Origin of the sequence: Leisingera sp. ANG59 (genome assembly GCF_013317235.1) — a bacterium.
Lineage (GTDB): Bacteria > Pseudomonadota > Alphaproteobacteria > Rhodobacterales > Rhodobacteraceae > Leisingera.
On sequence record NZ_WLCM01000031.1, the window covers coordinates 1 to 15156 of the forward strand.

A 15156-nucleotide genomic window follows, 5' to 3' on the forward strand; every position below is an offset into this window, starting at 1 on the left:
GTCTTATCCTTCTGCTCGCGGGCGGGGCCGCGGGGCGGGGCGGTTCTTGCGGGTCTCGCGCCAGACCGAGACCAGGCCGGAGGCGATGATCAGGGCGCTGCCGAGCCAGACCTGCAGATCGGGCCATTCGTTGAAGATCAGCACGCCCCACAGGACCGACATCGGCATCGCGATGTATTCGAAAGGCGCCGCCAGCGCGGCCTCGTTCATGCGGTAGGCCTGGCTGACCAGATAGCCGCCGGCCGAGCCTGCGAGGCCGACACCGATCAGATAGGGCCAGTCCTGCGGTGCGGGCCAGATCCAGGCGCGCAGGATGAAGTCGAAGGCGGGGCTGTCGCCGGTGGCAAACCGCCCGTCGCCGAAGACCAGCCCGGCCAGCGCGCTGAGGATCAGGAAGCCCAGCATCGGGTAGAAGGCCAGCGTCGCTCCGGCCTCGGACCCGCCTGCGCGGCGGGTCAGCACGTGCAGGGTGGCATAGCCGCAGGCGCCGAGGAACGGCAGGATGGCAGCGGGCTGGAAGGTGCCGGCACCGGGGCGCATGATGATCAGCACGCCGAGGAACCCGGCCACCACCGCGCCCCAGCGCCAGGGGCCGGGGCGTTCGCCGAGGAACAGGGCTGACAGGGTGGTGACGATGAGGGGCGTGGCAAAGGCGATCGCCACCGCCTCGGCCAGCGGTAGCAGGGTGAGGCCGGTGAAGAAGCAGATGTTGGCAAAGAACACCACCAGGCAGCGCAGCAGGTGCAGTTTCGGCTGGTGGGTGCGCAAGAGGTGGTAGCCGCCCTCCAGCGGCATGATGATGGCGAGCATGACGGCCACCGCGATGACGGAGCGGAACAGCACCATTTCATAAAGCGGGTAGTCGCCCGACAGGAACTTGAAGATCATGTCGATGACGGAGAAGGCAATGCCGGCACCGGCCGCGGCAAAGAGGCCGGGGACGCTGATCTTCACCTCTGCGCTCATGCCGTTGCCCTCCCGTCTCCTGCCCTTGATCAGTGGCGGATTTGGTCTGGCCGGGCAATGGGCCGGGGCGGAAAAATGCAATTTTTCCGGGCAAAATTCCGGGGCGGAATTTTGGGGCGCAGAACATGGAGGTTCGGGGCCGGGGAAAGGGTGGATTTCTTGCTGAGAAGCGGTTCAGGGGCAGGTATGCCCCTGAACGCGCCTGACTGAGTGTGGAGCGGCCTGATCCCGCGTCAAGGCCAAGCCGTGCTACGCAGGGTCCGCTGGCGCGGAGCCTTGACCCGGGAGCAGGCCTGCGGGGGCGCACATTTGCGTTTGCGAACAGGGAGATCACGCAATGTCATTGGGCAAGGCGGGCAGCGGCGCTTAGGTTTGGCCCTAAACCAGCACATGAGGTGGCCATGATCACATGTTATATCACGTATGAAATTCACCCGGACAAGGTTGAGGCCTTTGAGGTCTACGCCAAGGCCTGGATCCCGCTGGTGGAGCGTTTCGGCGGCACCCATCACGGCTATTTCCTGCCGCATGAAAGCGCCAATGATCTGGCGGTTGCGCTGTTTTCCTTCCCGTCTCTGGCCGCCTATGAGGAGTACCGCGCAAAAAGCTTTGAGGATGCGGACTGCCTGGCGGCGTTCCGGTTCGCCCGGGAGAACGGCATCGTCCGGCGCTATGACCGGACCTTCTTGCGTCCTGTTCTGGAGGGCGACCTTGCGCCGCTGAAGGCAGCGATGTCCTAGCGGCCCGCCTTGGCGGCTCTGAGCTCGCGCTCCAGCGCATCCAGAAACCGCGAGCGGTCGGCCTTGGTGAAACCCTTGCCGCCGCCCTGCATGCCCAAGGGGTTGGCGGCGCGCAGGTCGGCCATCAGGTCGCGCATCGCCAGCTGCTGGCCGATGTTGGCCTGGGTAAAGCGCTCGCCGTTGTGGCGCAGCACGCGGGCGCCGGCCTCGATGCATTTGGCGGCCAGCGGGATGTCGCCTGTCACCACCACGTCGCCGGGCCCGCAGCGGTCCGCGATCCACATGTCGGCCACATCGGCGCCCTCGGCCACGATCACGGTTTCCACCAGCGGGTTCTGCGAGGGGCGCAGCCCGCCGTTGGAGACCACGAACATGCGCAGGCCGTGGCGGGTGGCGACCCGCTCGGCCTCCTGCTTCACAGGGCAGGCGTCGGCGTCGATGTAGAGGGCGGTCACTCTGCCGCCTTCTTCTCTGCTTCGGGTTGCTTCTCCGGTTTCGCCTCTGCCTTGGGGGCGGGCTTGGCCTTGCGGGCGGGTTTCTTGACCTTGAACTCTTCCGGGATCGGCATCCGGTTGAAGGCGTCGAGACCGGCGATTTTATAGGCCTCGGCCAGGGTCGGGTAGTTGAAGGTGTTCTGCACGAAGTAGTCCACCGTGCCCTTGAGGTTCAGCACCGCCTGGGCGATGTGAATGAGCTCTGTTGCGCCTTCACCGACGATCTGCACGCCCAGCACCCGGCGGGTCTTCAGCGAGAACAGCATTTTGAGCATGCCATGCTCCAGCCCCATGATGTGGCCGCGGGAGGTCTCGCGGAAGCGGGCGACGCCGACCTCATAGGGGATGCCGCGCTCTTTCAGCTCTTCCTCGGACATGCCGCAGGTGGACATTTCCGGCACTGAGTAGATGCCGTAGGGGTACCAGGGGCTTTCAGGCAGGGTCGGGGTTTCCAGCGCGTGGCAGGCGGCGACGCGGCCCTGCTGCAGCGAGGTGGAGGCGAGCGACGGGTGGCCGATCACATCGCCCGCGGCATAGATATGGGGCACTTCGGTCTGGTAGGTCTTGCGGTCCACGCTGAGGCGGCCGCGGTGGTCGGTCTTGAGGCCAACAGCCTCGAGGTTCAGGGCGGAGGTGGCGCCCATCCGGCCAGCCGCAAACAGCAGCATTTCAGAGCGCACGTGGCGGCCGTTGTCGAGGATCACCTCAACATGCTCGCCGCGGTCCTCGATGCTTTCGACGGCGGAGCCGAGCCGCAGGTCAACGCCGTTTTCGCGGATCTGGTGGGTGAAGTCCTGGATCAGGGTCTTGTCGATGAAGTCGAGGAAGGTCTCGCGCGGCTCGATCAGGGTGACGCGCACGTCGAGGGCGGAGAACATGGTGGCGTATTCCACCCCGATCACGCCGGCGCCGATCACGGTGAGGGAGCGTGGGATTTCGGCCATCTCCAGGAACTCGTCACCGTCCACAACGGTCTTGCCGTTGAAGGGCACATACTCCGGGCGGTAGGTCTTGGTGCCGGTGGAAATGAGGAATTTCTCTGCCGTCAGCCGGGTGGTTTCGCCCGCCTCGGTGGCCACCTCGACCTCATTCGGGCCGATGAATTTCGCCAGCCCCAGCAGCGTGTCCACGTGATTGCGGTTGAACTGGTGCTCCAGCACGTCGACCTCGTAATCGAGGGTCATGTGCAGGCGCGCCTTCAGGTCGTTGGCTTCGATCTGGTCCTTCACGCGGTAGGAGCGGCCGTAGAATGACCGCTCGCGCCAGCCGGAGAGGTTCAGCACGGTTTCGCGCAGGGTCTTAGACGGGATGGTGCCGGTGTGCACCGACACGCCGCCGAGGCGGTCCTTGCGGTCGATCACCAGCACCCGGCGGTGCAGCTTGCCCGCCTGGATGGCAGCGGCGCGGCCCGAGGGGCCGGAGCCGATGATGATCAGGTCATAATCAAAGTCTTCACTCATGGCCGCGTCCTTTGGTCTTAGTTCTGGTACAGCGCGTCGGCGTGGAAGGAGACATGCTCCTCCATGAAGGTCGACACGAAGAAATAGCTGTGGTCATAGCCCGGCTGCATCCGCAGGGTGGCCTGCTGGCGGCGTTCGGCGACGGCGTGGGCCAGCGCCTCGGGCTTCAGGAGGTCGATGAACTGGTCGGAGGTGCCGGTGTCGATCAGGATCGGGCCGTCAAAGCCTTTCTCGCGCATCAGGAGGGTGGCGTCATGCTTGGCCCAGGCGGCTTCATCGTCGCCCAGATAGGCGCTCAGCTGCTTGCGGCCCCAGTCCGACTGGGTCGGGTTGGAGATCGGCGCAAAGGCGGAGACCGACTTGTAGCGGCCCGGCAAGTTCATCGCCAGCGTCAGCGCGCCGTGGCCGCCCATGGAGTGGCCAGTGACCGCCTGACGGTCCAGGTCGACGGCGAACTTGTCGCCCAGCAGCGCAGGCAGTTCCTCGGCCACATAGTCCCACATGCGGAAATGCGGCGCCCAGGGCTGTTGCGTGGCGTTCACGTAGAAGCCCGCGCCCTGGCCCAGGTCATAGGCGTCATCATCCGCCACGCCTTCGCCGCGGGGGGAGGTGTCGGGGAAGACGATGGCGATGCCCTGCTCGGCGCACCAGGCCTGGGCGCCGGCCTTGGTCATGGCGTTCTCGTGGGTGCAGGTGAGGCCCGACAGATACCACAGCACCGGTACCGGGCCGTCCTTGGCCTCCTCCGGCAGGAACAGGCCAAAGGTCATGTCGCCGCCAGTGGCGGAGCTGGCGTGTTTGTAGACGCCCTGGGTGCCGCCAAAGGCGCGGTTCTCGGAAACGGTTTCCATGGGTGAGGCTCCTCAAAATCTGTTAGCCCTATCGCTATCCGCAGTTGGCCTCAGGGTCCAGCGGATGGGCGGCAGCAATGCCGGTTTTTGCGGCATGAGGCTTGCGGAAACGCAAACAATCGGGGCTTTGGCCGACGGGAGGATGCCGCATTTGCGCAGAGGGTGCTGGACAGCCGATGCGAAAACCGGGACAGTCCGCCGCCAAGGCAAGAGGGAGGCACAGGGCCATGAGCGATTTTCTGAGACTGACACCGGAGGCTGCGGAGGCGGAGGTGGAGCGCCCGGCACCGGAGAAGGTGCTGGTAGGCGATCCGGTCTTCACCACGTGGAATGCGGAAGAGCGGAACGGTTTGTACTGCGGCATCTGGCAGTCGACACCGGGCAAGTGGCGGATTTCCTATGACGAGTGGGAATACTGCCGGATCCTAGAGGGGCGTTCGGTGATCACCAGCGATGACGGCACGGAATATCCGCTGGCGGCAGGCGACAGTTTCATCCTGCGGCCCGGTTTCAGCGGAACCTGGGAGGTGATCGAGACCACCCGCAAGGATTACGTGATCCGGCTTTAGGAAACCCAGGCGATCACCGCCGGCACGGTGACGATCGACACCACGGTGGAGATGAAGATGGCGGCGGAGGCCCGGTGCGGGGCCACGCCGTAGTGCTGCGCCAGCATGTAGACATTGCCCGCCACCGGCAGCGATGCGGCGGCGATGGCAACGGCGGCGGAGAACGGCGCCGCCGGGATCAGCCACAGCACCGCGACAGCAACGCAGGCCGGGTGCAGCACCAGTTTGGCAAAGCTGAGCCAGCCGGAGATATGCACCCGTTCTGCCGATTTCGAGGCCAGCGACGCGCCGATGGCAAACAGCGCGCCGGGGGTGGCGGCACCGCCGAGGATGGTGAGGAAGTCGTTTGCGGGCTCCGGGATCGGCAGGGCGGAGGCCGACCAGGCAAGGCCTGCGGTGATGGACAGGATCATCGGGTTTTTCATGAGGCCCAGCCCGACCAGCCGGAGTGTGGCAAGACCAAGCCCCTGGCCTCGGCCTGCGTTGATCAGAATCACGATCAGCGAGGAAAACACCACCAGATCAACGCTGAGCACCACCATCATCGGCGCCGCGGAGGCCGGGCCGAACAGGATCGCCATCATTGGCAGCCCCAGGAAACCCACATTGCCGATCGCGGCGCATTGCGCCTCCACCGCTGCGGTGGGCACGTCCAGGCCGCGGGCCATGGCGACAGCTGTCACCAGCAGGTAGACCGCCAGCGTGCCCGCCAGGTAGCCGAGGATCAGGGTTGGGTCGAAGACCTCGGCAAAGGACAGGTTGGCGGCGAAGCCGAAGATCATCGCCGACAGCGGGAAGTAGAACACGAAGCGGGTGAGATAGGCGGTGGCTTCCTCGGTGAAAAACCGGCTGCGCCCGGCCCAGTAGCCAAGGCCGATGATTGCGAAGAAGGGCAGGGTGCGGAAGAAGATCTCGGCCATGAGTAATTGGTAACAAGAGCTGACCAATTGGCAAGGGCTGTCTTGGGCGGGACCGGGCGTGCTCCCAACTGTGCTGCGCACAGGGCAGGTCTGCCCTGAGAGCGCCTGGTCAATTGTGATATCGTCCAAGACAGCCTCAAGGGTAAACCGCGCTGGCGCGCGGCGGCTGTGCCGCCCTTGACCCTGCCTTGGACAAGTGCAGCACCCGCAGCGCGTCAGCGCTGCCGGGCCCAACCGGGGAGGGGCAGCCTTTGGCTGCTCCGGAACGGGCGGGAGTACCCCGCTGGCGGCTCTAGCCGCTGCCGATCAGCGCGCCGGCGCCGAGCACCAGGGCACCGCCCAGAACCACCTGCATAGTGGCGCGCCAGAACGGGGTTTCCATGAACTTGTTCTGGATCCAGGCAATGGCCCAAAGCTCCACAAAGACGATCAGCAGCGCCAGCGTGGTGGCGGTCCAGAAATCCGGGATCAGGTAGGGCAGGGCATGGCCGAGGCCGCCGACGGTGGTCATGATGCCGGAGGCCAGCCCGCGTTTGACGGGGGAGCCGCGGCCCGACAGCTCGCCGTCGTCGGAGGCCGCCTCGGTGAAGCCCATCGAGATGCCGGCCCCGACCGAGGCCGCCATGCCGACCAGGAAGGTGGTCCAGGTGTCCTGGGTGGCAAAGGCGGTGGCAAAGATCGGCGCCAGGGTGGAGACTGAGCCGTCCATCAGCCCGGCCAGCCCCGGCTGCACCCAGGTCAGCACGAACTGGCGGTGGGCGGCGCGGTCCTCGTCCGCGCGGGTGCCGTCGTCCAGATGCGCCTCTTGCAGCTCGCCGGCGCGGGCCTGATGGCCGGCCTCGGCGGCGGCCAGATCGCCCAGCAGTTTGCGGGTCGCCGCGTCCCGGGTGCGGGCGGCGGCGGCGGTGTAGAAGCGTTCGGCGTCGCGCTCCATTGCGCGGGCCTCGTCGCGGATGCGGTCCAGGCTGAGGTTCTCCATCAGCCAGATGGGGCGGCGGGCATAGTAGCCCGCCACATGCTCGCGCCGGATCAGCGGGATGGCGGGGCCGAACCGCGCTTCGTGCAGGGCAATCAGCTGGGCGCGGTGGTCGTCTTCCTCCGCCGCCATGCCGTCAAACATCGCTGCGGAGGCGGGATATTCGGCGCGCAGCCGCTCGGCGTAGCCGCGGTAGATGCGCGCATCGTCCTCCTCGGAGGAGATTGCAAGGGCGAGGATTTCCTGGCCGGTCAAATCCGCAAAGTGCTTGCGCTGGGTGAAAAATCGCATCTGCCGCCCCTCAGCTTAGAATAATTCTAAACATAACGGTTCCGCGAGGGAGCGCAAGATGATGCGGCTTAACCTGTTGCAATGGGACGGCGCAAGCTACATTAGGCCCAGACCCCTACGCAGCCTACGGAGCCCGCATGAACCAGCAAGCCAGCGTCCTGCGCACCGGCCGGAAATTCGATCAGGTCCTGGACGGCGCACGCGAGGTGTTCCTGGCGGACGGGTTCGAGGGCGCGAGCGTCGACAAGATCGCCAAGGCGGCGGGGGTCTCCAAGGCGACGCTCTACAGCTATTTCCCTGACAAGCGGGTGCTGTTCATGGAGGTGGTGCGCTCTGCCTGCGTGCAGCAGGCGGATGAATCACTGGATCTGGCACCCGGCAGCTGCGGGCCGCGGGATGTTCTGCGGGCAGCGGCGGAGCGGGTGCACGGGGTGCTGCTGGGCGGCTTCAGCCTGCAGCTGTTCCGCATCTTCGTGGCGGAGGCCGACCGATTTCCGGAGCTGGGGCCGATGTTCTATGAAAGCGGCCCGATGGTGCTGCACGGGGAGATCCGCGACTATATCGAAACCGCTGCAGCGCGGGGCGAGCTGAAGATCGAAGACGCCGACCTGGCCGCCGCGCAGTTCATCGAGTTGTGCAAAGCGGATATCTTCCTGCGGTTCCTGTTCAAGATCGATACCGAGTTCACCGAGGCCGAGCGCGAGCGGGTGATCAGCGGTGCGATTGACACCTTCATGGCGCGGTTCGGCGCCTGAAGTGCCTGGCGGCAGGGGCCGCTGTCCGGTCAGTGGGTTGTGAAGCTGTTGGGGGTCCTGCGGTAGGTCTCGTGGCAGCTGAGACAGCCTTGCATCAGCCCTGGCAGGGTGCGGCGCAGGGCGGGCAGGGAGCGGGTGCTGAGGGCTCTGGCCGCAATTTCGGCTGATTTGGCCCGGGCTTCGAAATCATCCCAGGATATCCAGATCTGGGGCCGGGCGTGGCTGCGCGGGTCCATCCGGTGCTTGCGGAAATGCTTGCGGATGCTGCTGGTGGATTTGATCAGCTGCCGACGGGCGGTGCGCGCCTTGTCCCGGTCGAAAACGATGCGCCCGGACATCATGCCGGTGAGCACATCCATCGCTGCCTTCTGCCCGGTCATCAGGGCGATGCGGCGGGTCACATGCTTGCTGAGGCCGCTATCCGCTGTGACCGGGGCCGAGGGGCCGGCGGCCAGGGCCGCAAGCAGGGCAAGACAGGCAAGAGGTTTGAGCAGGCGCAGGGTCATTGCGCAGCGCCCCTGCGGATTGACCGAATCGCATATTGAGAACAAAATGGGAACATCTGCCGTGAGTCTCCTGTAACCTGCCGCCTGGCGGCCCCTGCTGCCCGATCTGCCCATGCCCCATCGCCGCATTCTGTCGCTGTGGTTTCCGCGCCTTGGCGCCGAACGCATTTTGCGGGCGGAGCGCGGCGGCATTGCCGGGCCGCTGGCCGTTGCCGAGGAAGTGTCCAACACGCAGGTTATTTCCGCGTTAAACATGGCCGCCTCGGCAGAAGGGCTGCAGGCTGGCCAGCCCTTGCGCGATGCCCATGCGATGTGCGCGGGCCTGGTGGTGCGGCCGCGCAGCCGCGCGGCGGAGATGGCGTTCCTGGCGGCGCTCAGGCGCTGGGCGGGCAAGTTCAGCCCCTGGGTGGCAGAGGCCGGGGAGGACGGGCTGACCATCGACCTCACAGGCTGCGCGCATCTGTTCGGCAGCGAGGCGGCGCTGATGGAGACCGCGGGGCAGGATTGCGCGGAGATGGGCCTGAGCGTGCGGATGGGGCTGGCCGACACCCTGGGCGCGGCCTGGGCGCTGGCGCGCTACGCGGGCGAGGAGGCGGCGCCGGAGCGGTCGGGCGATGCCATCGACCAGGAGGCGCGCGCGACCCGCGCCCGGGCGCAGAAACGCCAGAGCGTCAAGCGGCGCCATTGGACCCGCGGCGGCGCGGCGCCGCAGCTGCAGGCGGCGGTGCCGCAGCTGGGCCGGATTGCCGAAGCCGGCCAGGCCTATGGCGCGCTGGCGCCCTTGCCGGTGGCGGCCTTGCGGCTGGACAGCGCCACGGTGGCGCAGCTGAACCGGCTGGGCCTTCGGCGGATCGGCGACCTGCTGGGTCAGCCGCGGGCCAGTCTGGCGCGCCGCTTCGGCCAGGGGTTGGTGCTGCGGCTGGACCAGGCGATGGGCAGCGCGCCGGAGCCAGTCTCGCCCGCGCGCAGCCCGGACCGTTTTGCGGTGCGGCTGACCCTGCCGGAGCCGATCGGGCTGATGGAGGACCTGCTGGCAGGCATCGACCGGATGCTGCCGCGGCTGTGTGCCCGGCTGGAGGCGCGCGGCAAGGGGGCGCGGGTTTTGCGGCTGGAGGCGCACCGCTGCGATCAGGAAATGGAGGCGGTGAGCCTGGGCCTGGCCCGTGCCAGCCGCGATCCCGCCCGCATCCGGCCGCTGTTGGAGATGAAGCTGGAGCAGATCGACGCGGGCTACGGCATCGACATGCTGCGGCTGGAGGTCTTGCAGGCGGAGGCCATGCACGCCCGCACCCCGGCGGGCCACCTGCAGGCGGGCGCCGCGGCGCGGGCGCGGCAGGAGGATGGCGCGGCGCTGGAAGATCTGATCGGCCGGCTTGGCGCGCGGCTGGGGATGGAGGCCATCACCCGCTGTCACCCGGCAGAGAGCCATATCCCGGAGAAAACCTTTACCGTGCAGGCGGCGGCCTGGTCGGAGCCTGCCGCTGGCGACTGGCCGCGGCCGCCGCGGCCGCGGCCGCTGCTGCTGTGGCGGCCCGAGCTGGTGCATGCGCCGGATGTGCCGCAGGTGCCGGAACGCTTCCGCTGGCGCGGCCGGGACTGGGCGCTGGCAGAGGCGGAGGGGCCGGAGCGGATTGCGCCGGAATGGTGGCTGGAGGACCCGGAGTGGCGCAGCGGCGTGCGCGATTACTGGGTGGTGGTGACGGACTGCGGCACGCGGCTGTGGCTGTTCTTTGCCCATGGCGGCGCGCTGTCGCCGGGCTGGTTCTGCCACGGGTCGTTTGCATGAGCGGGCCGGGAGGCCGACTGGCGTGACGGCGGAAAGTTCGGCGCGCGGCGAAGGGTTTTGCTTGGGTGTCCCTGTGCAAACCGCATAAGGTAGGGGCATGATCACACCGCGTTTCGACATTCTGGGCCAGGCCATCAGCGACGCCAGCCGCACGCAGATGCTGTGCGAGCTGATGGAGGGGCGCGCCTATACCAACAAGGAGCTGGCGGCGGCTGCGGGGGTGACGCCGCAGACCGCCTCGGCCCATCTGCGGCTGCTGCAGGACGCAGGGCTGGTGGTGGCGGAAAAGCGCGGCCGCTGTGTCTATCACCGGCTGGCCGGCGCAGAGGTGGCCCATGCGCTGGAGCAGCTGGCAGCAATTGCGCCGGCCGACAGCCTGCACCGCGCCCAGCAGCGCAAGGCGGGCGGGCTGGCGCAGCTGCGCAGCTGTTACGACCACCTGGCGGGCCCGCTGGCGGTGGCGATGACCCGCGCCTTCCTGGACCGCGGCATGCTGGTGGAGGAGCAGGGCGCCTTCCGCACCGTTCCGGCCGGGGAGTGGCTGAAACTGGGGGTGGTGCTGCCGGAAAAGACAGGCCGCCAGCCCTTTGCCCGGCCCTGCCTGGACTGGACCGAGCGCAAGCTGCATGTGGCGGGGCCGATGGGGCGGCAGATCCTGGATCACGCGCTGGACAGCGGCTGGGTGAAGCGGCACCGGCACAAGCGCGGGCTGCTGCTGAGCGCGCCCGGACGGGTGGCGCTGGAGCAGATCCTGGGGGTGCAGTGCGGCGCGCTGGCGGCGGCCTGAACAGGGCTGAAACAGGCTCTGATACAGGAGGAAACACGCTTTCCGCACCTGTGCGGATACTGCACCACACGAAAATTCGACCGTTAAAAGCCTTGATTTGCCGCGGAAACGGCGCAACCTTTTATCTATGAGCTTTGATCAGGTGCAGCCTTTTCCCGGATCTCCCTACCCTCAGCAAGTCGCATTTGACCGGCGGGAACTGTCGGTCATTCTTTCGTTGTACGGACGGATGGTGGCAGCCGGGGAATGGCGCGATTACGGGATTTCTTCCTTGCGCGATCTGGCAGTTTTCTCCGTCTTCCGGCGCACGGCAGAGCATCCGCTCTACCGGATCGAGAAGCGCCCCAAGCTGCGCAACCGCCAGGGGCAGTATTCGGTGGTCGGCATGGACGGGCATATCCTGAAGCGCGGCACGGATCTGAAGACCGTGCTGAGGGTGCTGGAGCGCAAGCTGATCCGCTCCGTGGAGTAGCCGCAAGGTTTGCGGCGGAGCGGGGACCGGAAAATTCAAATTTTCCGGCCAAAAATCGTCGTAAGATTTTTTTACCGCCTGCGGCGGCGGGCGGGTGTCACCCCAGCCTTTTGTGCGCGGTGACCGGGCCGTCGCCCTGGGTTTCGATCCGCTCGATTGCCGCGCCGATGGGCTCAATGGCCACCGCCATGTCGTGGGCATTGGCGTGGATCAGCGTCTGAGCATCCCGCACCAGGGCCACGTGGCCCTTCCAGAACAGCAGATCGCCGCGCTGATAATCTCCGGAGGGGGCGGGATCTCCCAGCTCAGCCTCCTGCATGTCGCTGTCGCCAGGGCAGGGGATGCCGCAGGCCAGCAGTGCCGCCTGCACGAGGCCGGAACAATCGATCCCAAAGCGGCTGTTGCCGCCCCAGAGGTACGGCGTGCCGAGGAACAGTCCGGCAATTGCTGCTGCGTCGCTGGCATGGCTGCCGAGCAGAGACAGGTGGCGGGCCGGGAGGAAGCCCAGGTTGGTTTCAAGGAACCGGCCGCTGCCGCCCAGCACCTGCACCCGGCTGCCGTGGCTGAGGGACAGTGTTTCGGGGGATTTGAAGTCATCCGCTGTATAGGCATGGGTGGCGGCGGCGCTGACCCAGTGGGTTGCCTCGAAAGGGGCCGTCAGGCTGGCGCTGGGCACATAGCCGACATAGGCATCCTTGGCCGCTTGCAGGAAGGACCAGCCGCCGCGGTCCTCATAGACCGTGACCGGCTCGCCGTAGACAAGCTGGCGGTCGCGGGCGCCATCCGGTGCGCGCAACAGGTCCGCAACCGGCACGCCGACGCGGGCGGCGCTGCCTTCAACGCGCTGCAAACCCTCCGGCGCATCGTGCAAATGGGCCGCGGCAACGCGGGTGTTCGCCGGCGTGCGGCGGCGGTCTGACATCCCGGTCACAGCCCCAGCAGCTCCGGCAGCGCGGCAAACAGCGCGCGGGCGCCCTGCAGGGCGCCGCCCTTGGGGCGGCCGGGCGCGTCGCTGGGGGTCCAGCCGTAGATGTCGAAATGCATGTAGCGGGTCTCTCCGGCAAAGCGGCGCAGGAACAGGGCCGCGGTGATCGAACCGGCAAAACCGCCCGCCGGCGCGTTGTCCAGATCGGCGATGCCGGGCTCGATCATCGTCTCGTAAGGATCGTGGAAGGGCATCCGCCAGACCGGGTCGGCGGTGCGGGCGGCGCTGGCCGCAAGCGCGGCGGCGTCGCCGTCGTGATCGGTATAGAAGGGCGACAGGTCGGGGCCGACGGCGACCCGCGCTGCGCCGGTGAGGGTGGCCATGGAGATCAGCAGGTCCGGCGCGTCCTCCGCCGCCAGCGCCAGGGCGTCGGCCAGCACCAGGCGGCCCTCGGCGTCGGTGTTGTTGTTCTCCACCGTCAGCCCCTTGCGCGACATCAGCACATCGCCGGGCCGGAAGGCGGCGCCGGAGACGGCATTTTCCACCGCGGGGATCAGCACCCGCAGCTGCAGCTTCAGCCCGGCAGCCATGATCATGCGGGCGAGGCCCAGCACATTGGCGGCACCGCCCATGTCCTTTTTCATCAGCGCCATGCTGTTGCCGGGCTTCAGGTTCAGCCCGCCTGTGTCGAAGCAGACGCCCTTGCCCACCAGGGTGAGTTTCGGGCCGCTGCTGCCCCAGCGCAGGTCAATGAGCCGCGGCGCCCGGTCCGAGGCGCGGCCGACGGTGTGGATCAGCGGGAAATTCCGGGCCAAGAGGTCCTCGCCCAGGACGACCGAGGCTTCGGCACCGAACTCCCGGGCCAGGGATTCGGCAGCGGCCTGCAGCTCTGCCGGGCCCATGTCGGCGGCGGGGGTGTTGATGAGGTCGCGGGTCAGGCATTCGGCAGCGGCCAGCGATTCAACGGCGGCGGCCTCCACCCCTTCAGGCGCCTGCAGCGCGGCGGTGACGCCGTTGGCATCCTTGTAGCGGTCGAACCGGTAGGCGGTGAGCAGCCAGCCGAGCGACTCGCTGGCGGCGTCTTCATTCGGCAGGCCGGAGGCGATGCGGTAGGTTCCCGCGGGCAGTTTCTGTGCGGCTTCGGCCAGCACAAAGCGGCGGCGCGTGCGCTGGGCGGCGCTGCCGTAGCCCGCCAGGGCCATTGCGATCCCGCCATCGGCGTCCGGCACCGTCAGGGCCTGGCCGCAGGCGCCGGAGAAGCCCTGCGCCTTGGCCCAGGCCTGAACGCGCTGCGGCTGGCCTGCAAGCCAGCTGTCAAATTCATCGCTTGCAATAACATGCACAGGGCAGGCGTCCGGGCCGGGGGCGGCAAAGACTGGCGGCATTGAAAAACTCCGGTTGCAATCACTTCTGATGCGCCAGAGTAGCCGCCGCGGCGCGGCCTGCAAGCCCTGCGGGCTGCGGAAATGTCAGATCGTCATATCCTGCTGGTCCCAGACCGCGGTCAGCGAGCGTTCGCCCACCCGCATCAGCCGGAACAGGATGGCGGCCACGGCCGGCGCGTCCTCGGCATCGATGGCCCGGGTCACGTCGCTGGCGATGGAAGCCAACGCGGTCATGCCGATCTGTTCGGCCATGGCAATCAGCGACCGGGCGCTCTTGCGCAGGTTCATCATATCGTTCTGCCGCCACAGACGCTCGCAATGCGTCAGGCGGACCGCCATTTCCTCAATCGCACGGCACACGACGTCCTCGGCTCCGGCTTCGCCGAGCTGTTCATAGAGTGCGGAAAGTTTGTCTGGATCTAATCGCACTGTCTCGGAGTGCATCACTGTAAGTATATTGGCCACCACATTCACCCAATTCATCATGCCCCCACGGCACGCTGCCCAATTTGGAAGCCATAGGTTTTCAAAAGGTTTCCGCGGGCTGATCAAATCCCTCGAATTTTGAGACAATGCAGGCTAATACCGCCGTCAACGCGTAATGAACCGAGGATTCGACAATGGAATTTGCCAAGCCTCTCCCGAGCTATCTGGTGACCCGCTATCACGGCTGGAAGGCAACATCATATGAGGAGAACCAGGGCTGGTACCGCCGCCTGGCAACCGAAGGCCAGCGGCCGCGGGCGATGGTGATTTCCTGCTGCGACAGCCGGGTGCATGTGACCTCGATCTTCGGCGCCGACCAGGGCGAATTTTTCATTCACCGCAATATCGCCAACCTGGTGCCGCCGTTTGCGCCCGATGGCGACCACCACGGCACCTCGGCAGCGGTGGAATATGCGGTCACCGCGCTGAAGGTGTCGCATCTGATCGTGCTGGGCCATTCGCAGTGCGGCGGCGTGCAGGGCTGCATCGACATGTGCAAGGGCAACGCGCCGCAGCTGGAGGAAAAGACCAGCTTTGTCGGGCGCTGGATGGATATCCTGAAGCCCAAGTTCGGCGGTGTCGAGGATATCGAGGATCCGGTGGAGCAGGCCCGCCAGTTCGAGCGCCAGGCGGTTGTCGCGTCGCTGGAGAACCTGATGACCTTCCCGTTCATCGAATCGGCGGTCAAGGCAGGCGAGCTGAGCCTGCACGGGCTGTGGACCGACATCGGCGAGGGCGGGCTGGAATGCTACGACCCCAAGGCGGGCACCTTCGCCCCGGTCTGAGG

At 67.0% G+C, this 15156-nt stretch carries 17 protein-coding genes; 7 read left to right on the forward strand and 10 right to left on the reverse strand.

The window, feature by feature from the left end; all coding sequences use genetic code 11:
* Window positions 1–3: 3 nt before the first annotated feature.
* Window positions 4–966 carry a DMT family transporter gene (locus GKC28_RS19835; protein ID WP_174148734.1) on the reverse strand — a complete coding sequence of 321 codons (963 nt, stop codon included), beginning with the start codon at window positions 964–966 and terminating at the stop codon, window positions 4–6.
* Window positions 967–1367: 401 nt separating this feature from the next.
* On the opposite strand from GKC28_RS19835, the gene GKC28_RS19840 reads away from it, so the two are divergent.
* On the forward strand, window positions 1368–1706 hold the full coding sequence (locus GKC28_RS19840; protein WP_174148735.1) for an NIPSNAP family protein: 339 nt from the start codon (window positions 1368–1370) through the stop codon (window positions 1704–1706).
* On the opposite strand, the gene GKC28_RS19845 is transcribed toward GKC28_RS19840, so the two are convergent.
* The 3 genes from GKC28_RS19845 to fghA are packed head-to-tail and all read right to left on the reverse strand — an operon-like array spanning window position 1703 to window position 4511.
* Window positions 1703–2161: a YaiI/YqxD family protein gene (locus GKC28_RS19845; protein WP_174148736.1), complete on the reverse strand. Its 459-nt coding sequence runs from the start codon at window positions 2159–2161 to the stop codon at window positions 1703–1705. The genes GKC28_RS19840 and GKC28_RS19845 overlap by 4 nt on opposite strands.
* Window positions 2158–3660: a Si-specific NAD(P)(+) transhydrogenase gene (gene sthA / locus GKC28_RS19850; protein ID WP_174148737.1), complete on the reverse strand. Its 1503-nt coding sequence runs from the start codon at window positions 3658–3660 to the stop codon at window positions 2158–2160. The genes GKC28_RS19845 and sthA overlap by 4 nt, the downstream gene beginning before the upstream one ends.
* Before the next feature lie 17 nt (window positions 3661–3677).
* On the reverse strand, window positions 3678–4511 hold the full coding sequence (gene fghA / locus GKC28_RS19855; RefSeq protein ID WP_174148738.1) for an S-formylglutathione hydrolase: 834 nt from the start codon (window positions 4509–4511) through the stop codon (window positions 3678–3680).
* Window positions 4512–4738: 227 nt separating this feature from the next.
* On the opposite strand from fghA, the gene GKC28_RS19860 reads away from it, so the two are divergent.
* A complete protein-coding gene (locus tag GKC28_RS19860) occupies window positions 4739–5080 on the forward strand; it encodes a cupin domain-containing protein (protein WP_174148739.1) in 342 nt (113 codons plus the stop codon).
* On the opposite strand, the gene GKC28_RS19865 is transcribed toward GKC28_RS19860, so the two are convergent.
* Window positions 5077–6000 (reverse strand): AEC family transporter, encoded by a 924-nt coding sequence (locus tag GKC28_RS19865; RefSeq protein ID WP_174148740.1) that lies wholly within the window; start codon window positions 5998–6000, stop codon window positions 5077–5079. The two genes, GKC28_RS19860 and GKC28_RS19865, sit on opposite strands and share 4 nt — an antisense overlap.
* Before the next feature lie 292 nt (window positions 6001–6292).
* Window positions 6293–7267 carry an iron exporter MbfA gene (gene mbfA, locus GKC28_RS19870; RefSeq protein ID WP_174148741.1) on the reverse strand — a complete coding sequence of 325 codons (975 nt, stop codon included), beginning with the start codon at window positions 7265–7267 and terminating at the stop codon, window positions 6293–6295.
* 137 nt (window positions 7268–7404) lie between these two features.
* Here mbfA and GKC28_RS19875 point away from each other — a divergent pair, with 137 nt between their 5' ends.
* Complete coding sequence (locus GKC28_RS19875) at window positions 7405–8022, forward strand: TetR/AcrR family transcriptional regulator (protein ID WP_174148742.1); 618 nt, start codon at window positions 7405–7407, stop codon at window positions 8020–8022.
* Window positions 8023–8051: 29 nt separating this feature from the next.
* On the opposite strand, the gene GKC28_RS19880 is transcribed toward GKC28_RS19875, so the two are convergent.
* Window positions 8052–8528, reverse strand: a complete 477-nt coding sequence (locus tag GKC28_RS19880; RefSeq protein WP_254604324.1) for a cytochrome c — start codon at window positions 8526–8528, stop codon at window positions 8052–8054.
* Window positions 8529–8640: 112 nt separating this feature from the next.
* Here GKC28_RS19880 and GKC28_RS19885 point away from each other — a divergent pair, with 112 nt between their 5' ends.
* From GKC28_RS19885 to GKC28_RS19895, 3 genes are all read left to right on the forward strand, one after another.
* Window positions 8641–10314 carry a DNA polymerase Y family protein gene (locus GKC28_RS19885; RefSeq protein WP_174148744.1) on the forward strand — a complete coding sequence of 558 codons (1674 nt, stop codon included), beginning with the start codon at window positions 8641–8643 and terminating at the stop codon, window positions 10312–10314.
* Window positions 10315–10411: 97 nt separating this feature from the next.
* On the forward strand, window positions 10412–11101 hold the full coding sequence (locus tag GKC28_RS19890) for a helix-turn-helix transcriptional regulator (RefSeq protein ID WP_174148745.1): 690 nt from the start codon (window positions 10412–10414) through the stop codon (window positions 11099–11101).
* A gap of 127 nt (window positions 11102–11228) precedes the next feature.
* A complete protein-coding gene (locus GKC28_RS19895; protein WP_174148746.1) occupies window positions 11229–11573 on the forward strand; it encodes a DUF2794 domain-containing protein in 345 nt (114 codons plus the stop codon).
* Between the two features lie 97 nt (window positions 11574–11670).
* Here GKC28_RS19895 and GKC28_RS19900 read toward each other — a convergent pair whose 3' ends face one another.
* The 3 genes from GKC28_RS19900 to GKC28_RS19910 form a co-directional block, all read right to left on the reverse strand.
* A complete protein-coding gene (locus GKC28_RS19900; RefSeq protein ID WP_174148779.1) occupies window positions 11671–12495 on the reverse strand; it encodes a C40 family peptidase in 825 nt (274 codons plus the stop codon).
* 5 nt (window positions 12496–12500) lie between these two features.
* Window positions 12501–13883 carry a M17 family metallopeptidase gene (locus GKC28_RS19905; RefSeq protein ID WP_174148747.1) on the reverse strand — a complete coding sequence of 461 codons (1383 nt, stop codon included), beginning with the start codon at window positions 13881–13883 and terminating at the stop codon, window positions 12501–12503.
* An 84-nt stretch (window positions 13884–13967) separates the two neighbouring features.
* Window positions 13968–14327: a hypothetical protein gene (locus GKC28_RS19910; protein WP_174148780.1), complete on the reverse strand. Its 360-nt coding sequence runs from the start codon at window positions 14325–14327 to the stop codon at window positions 13968–13970.
* A gap of 176 nt (window positions 14328–14503) precedes the next feature.
* Here GKC28_RS19910 and GKC28_RS19915 point away from each other — a divergent pair, with 176 nt between their 5' ends.
* Window positions 14504–15154, forward strand: a complete 651-nt coding sequence (locus tag GKC28_RS19915; RefSeq protein WP_174148748.1) for a carbonic anhydrase — start codon at window positions 14504–14506, stop codon at window positions 15152–15154.
* Window positions 15155–15156 lie beyond the last annotated feature (2 nt).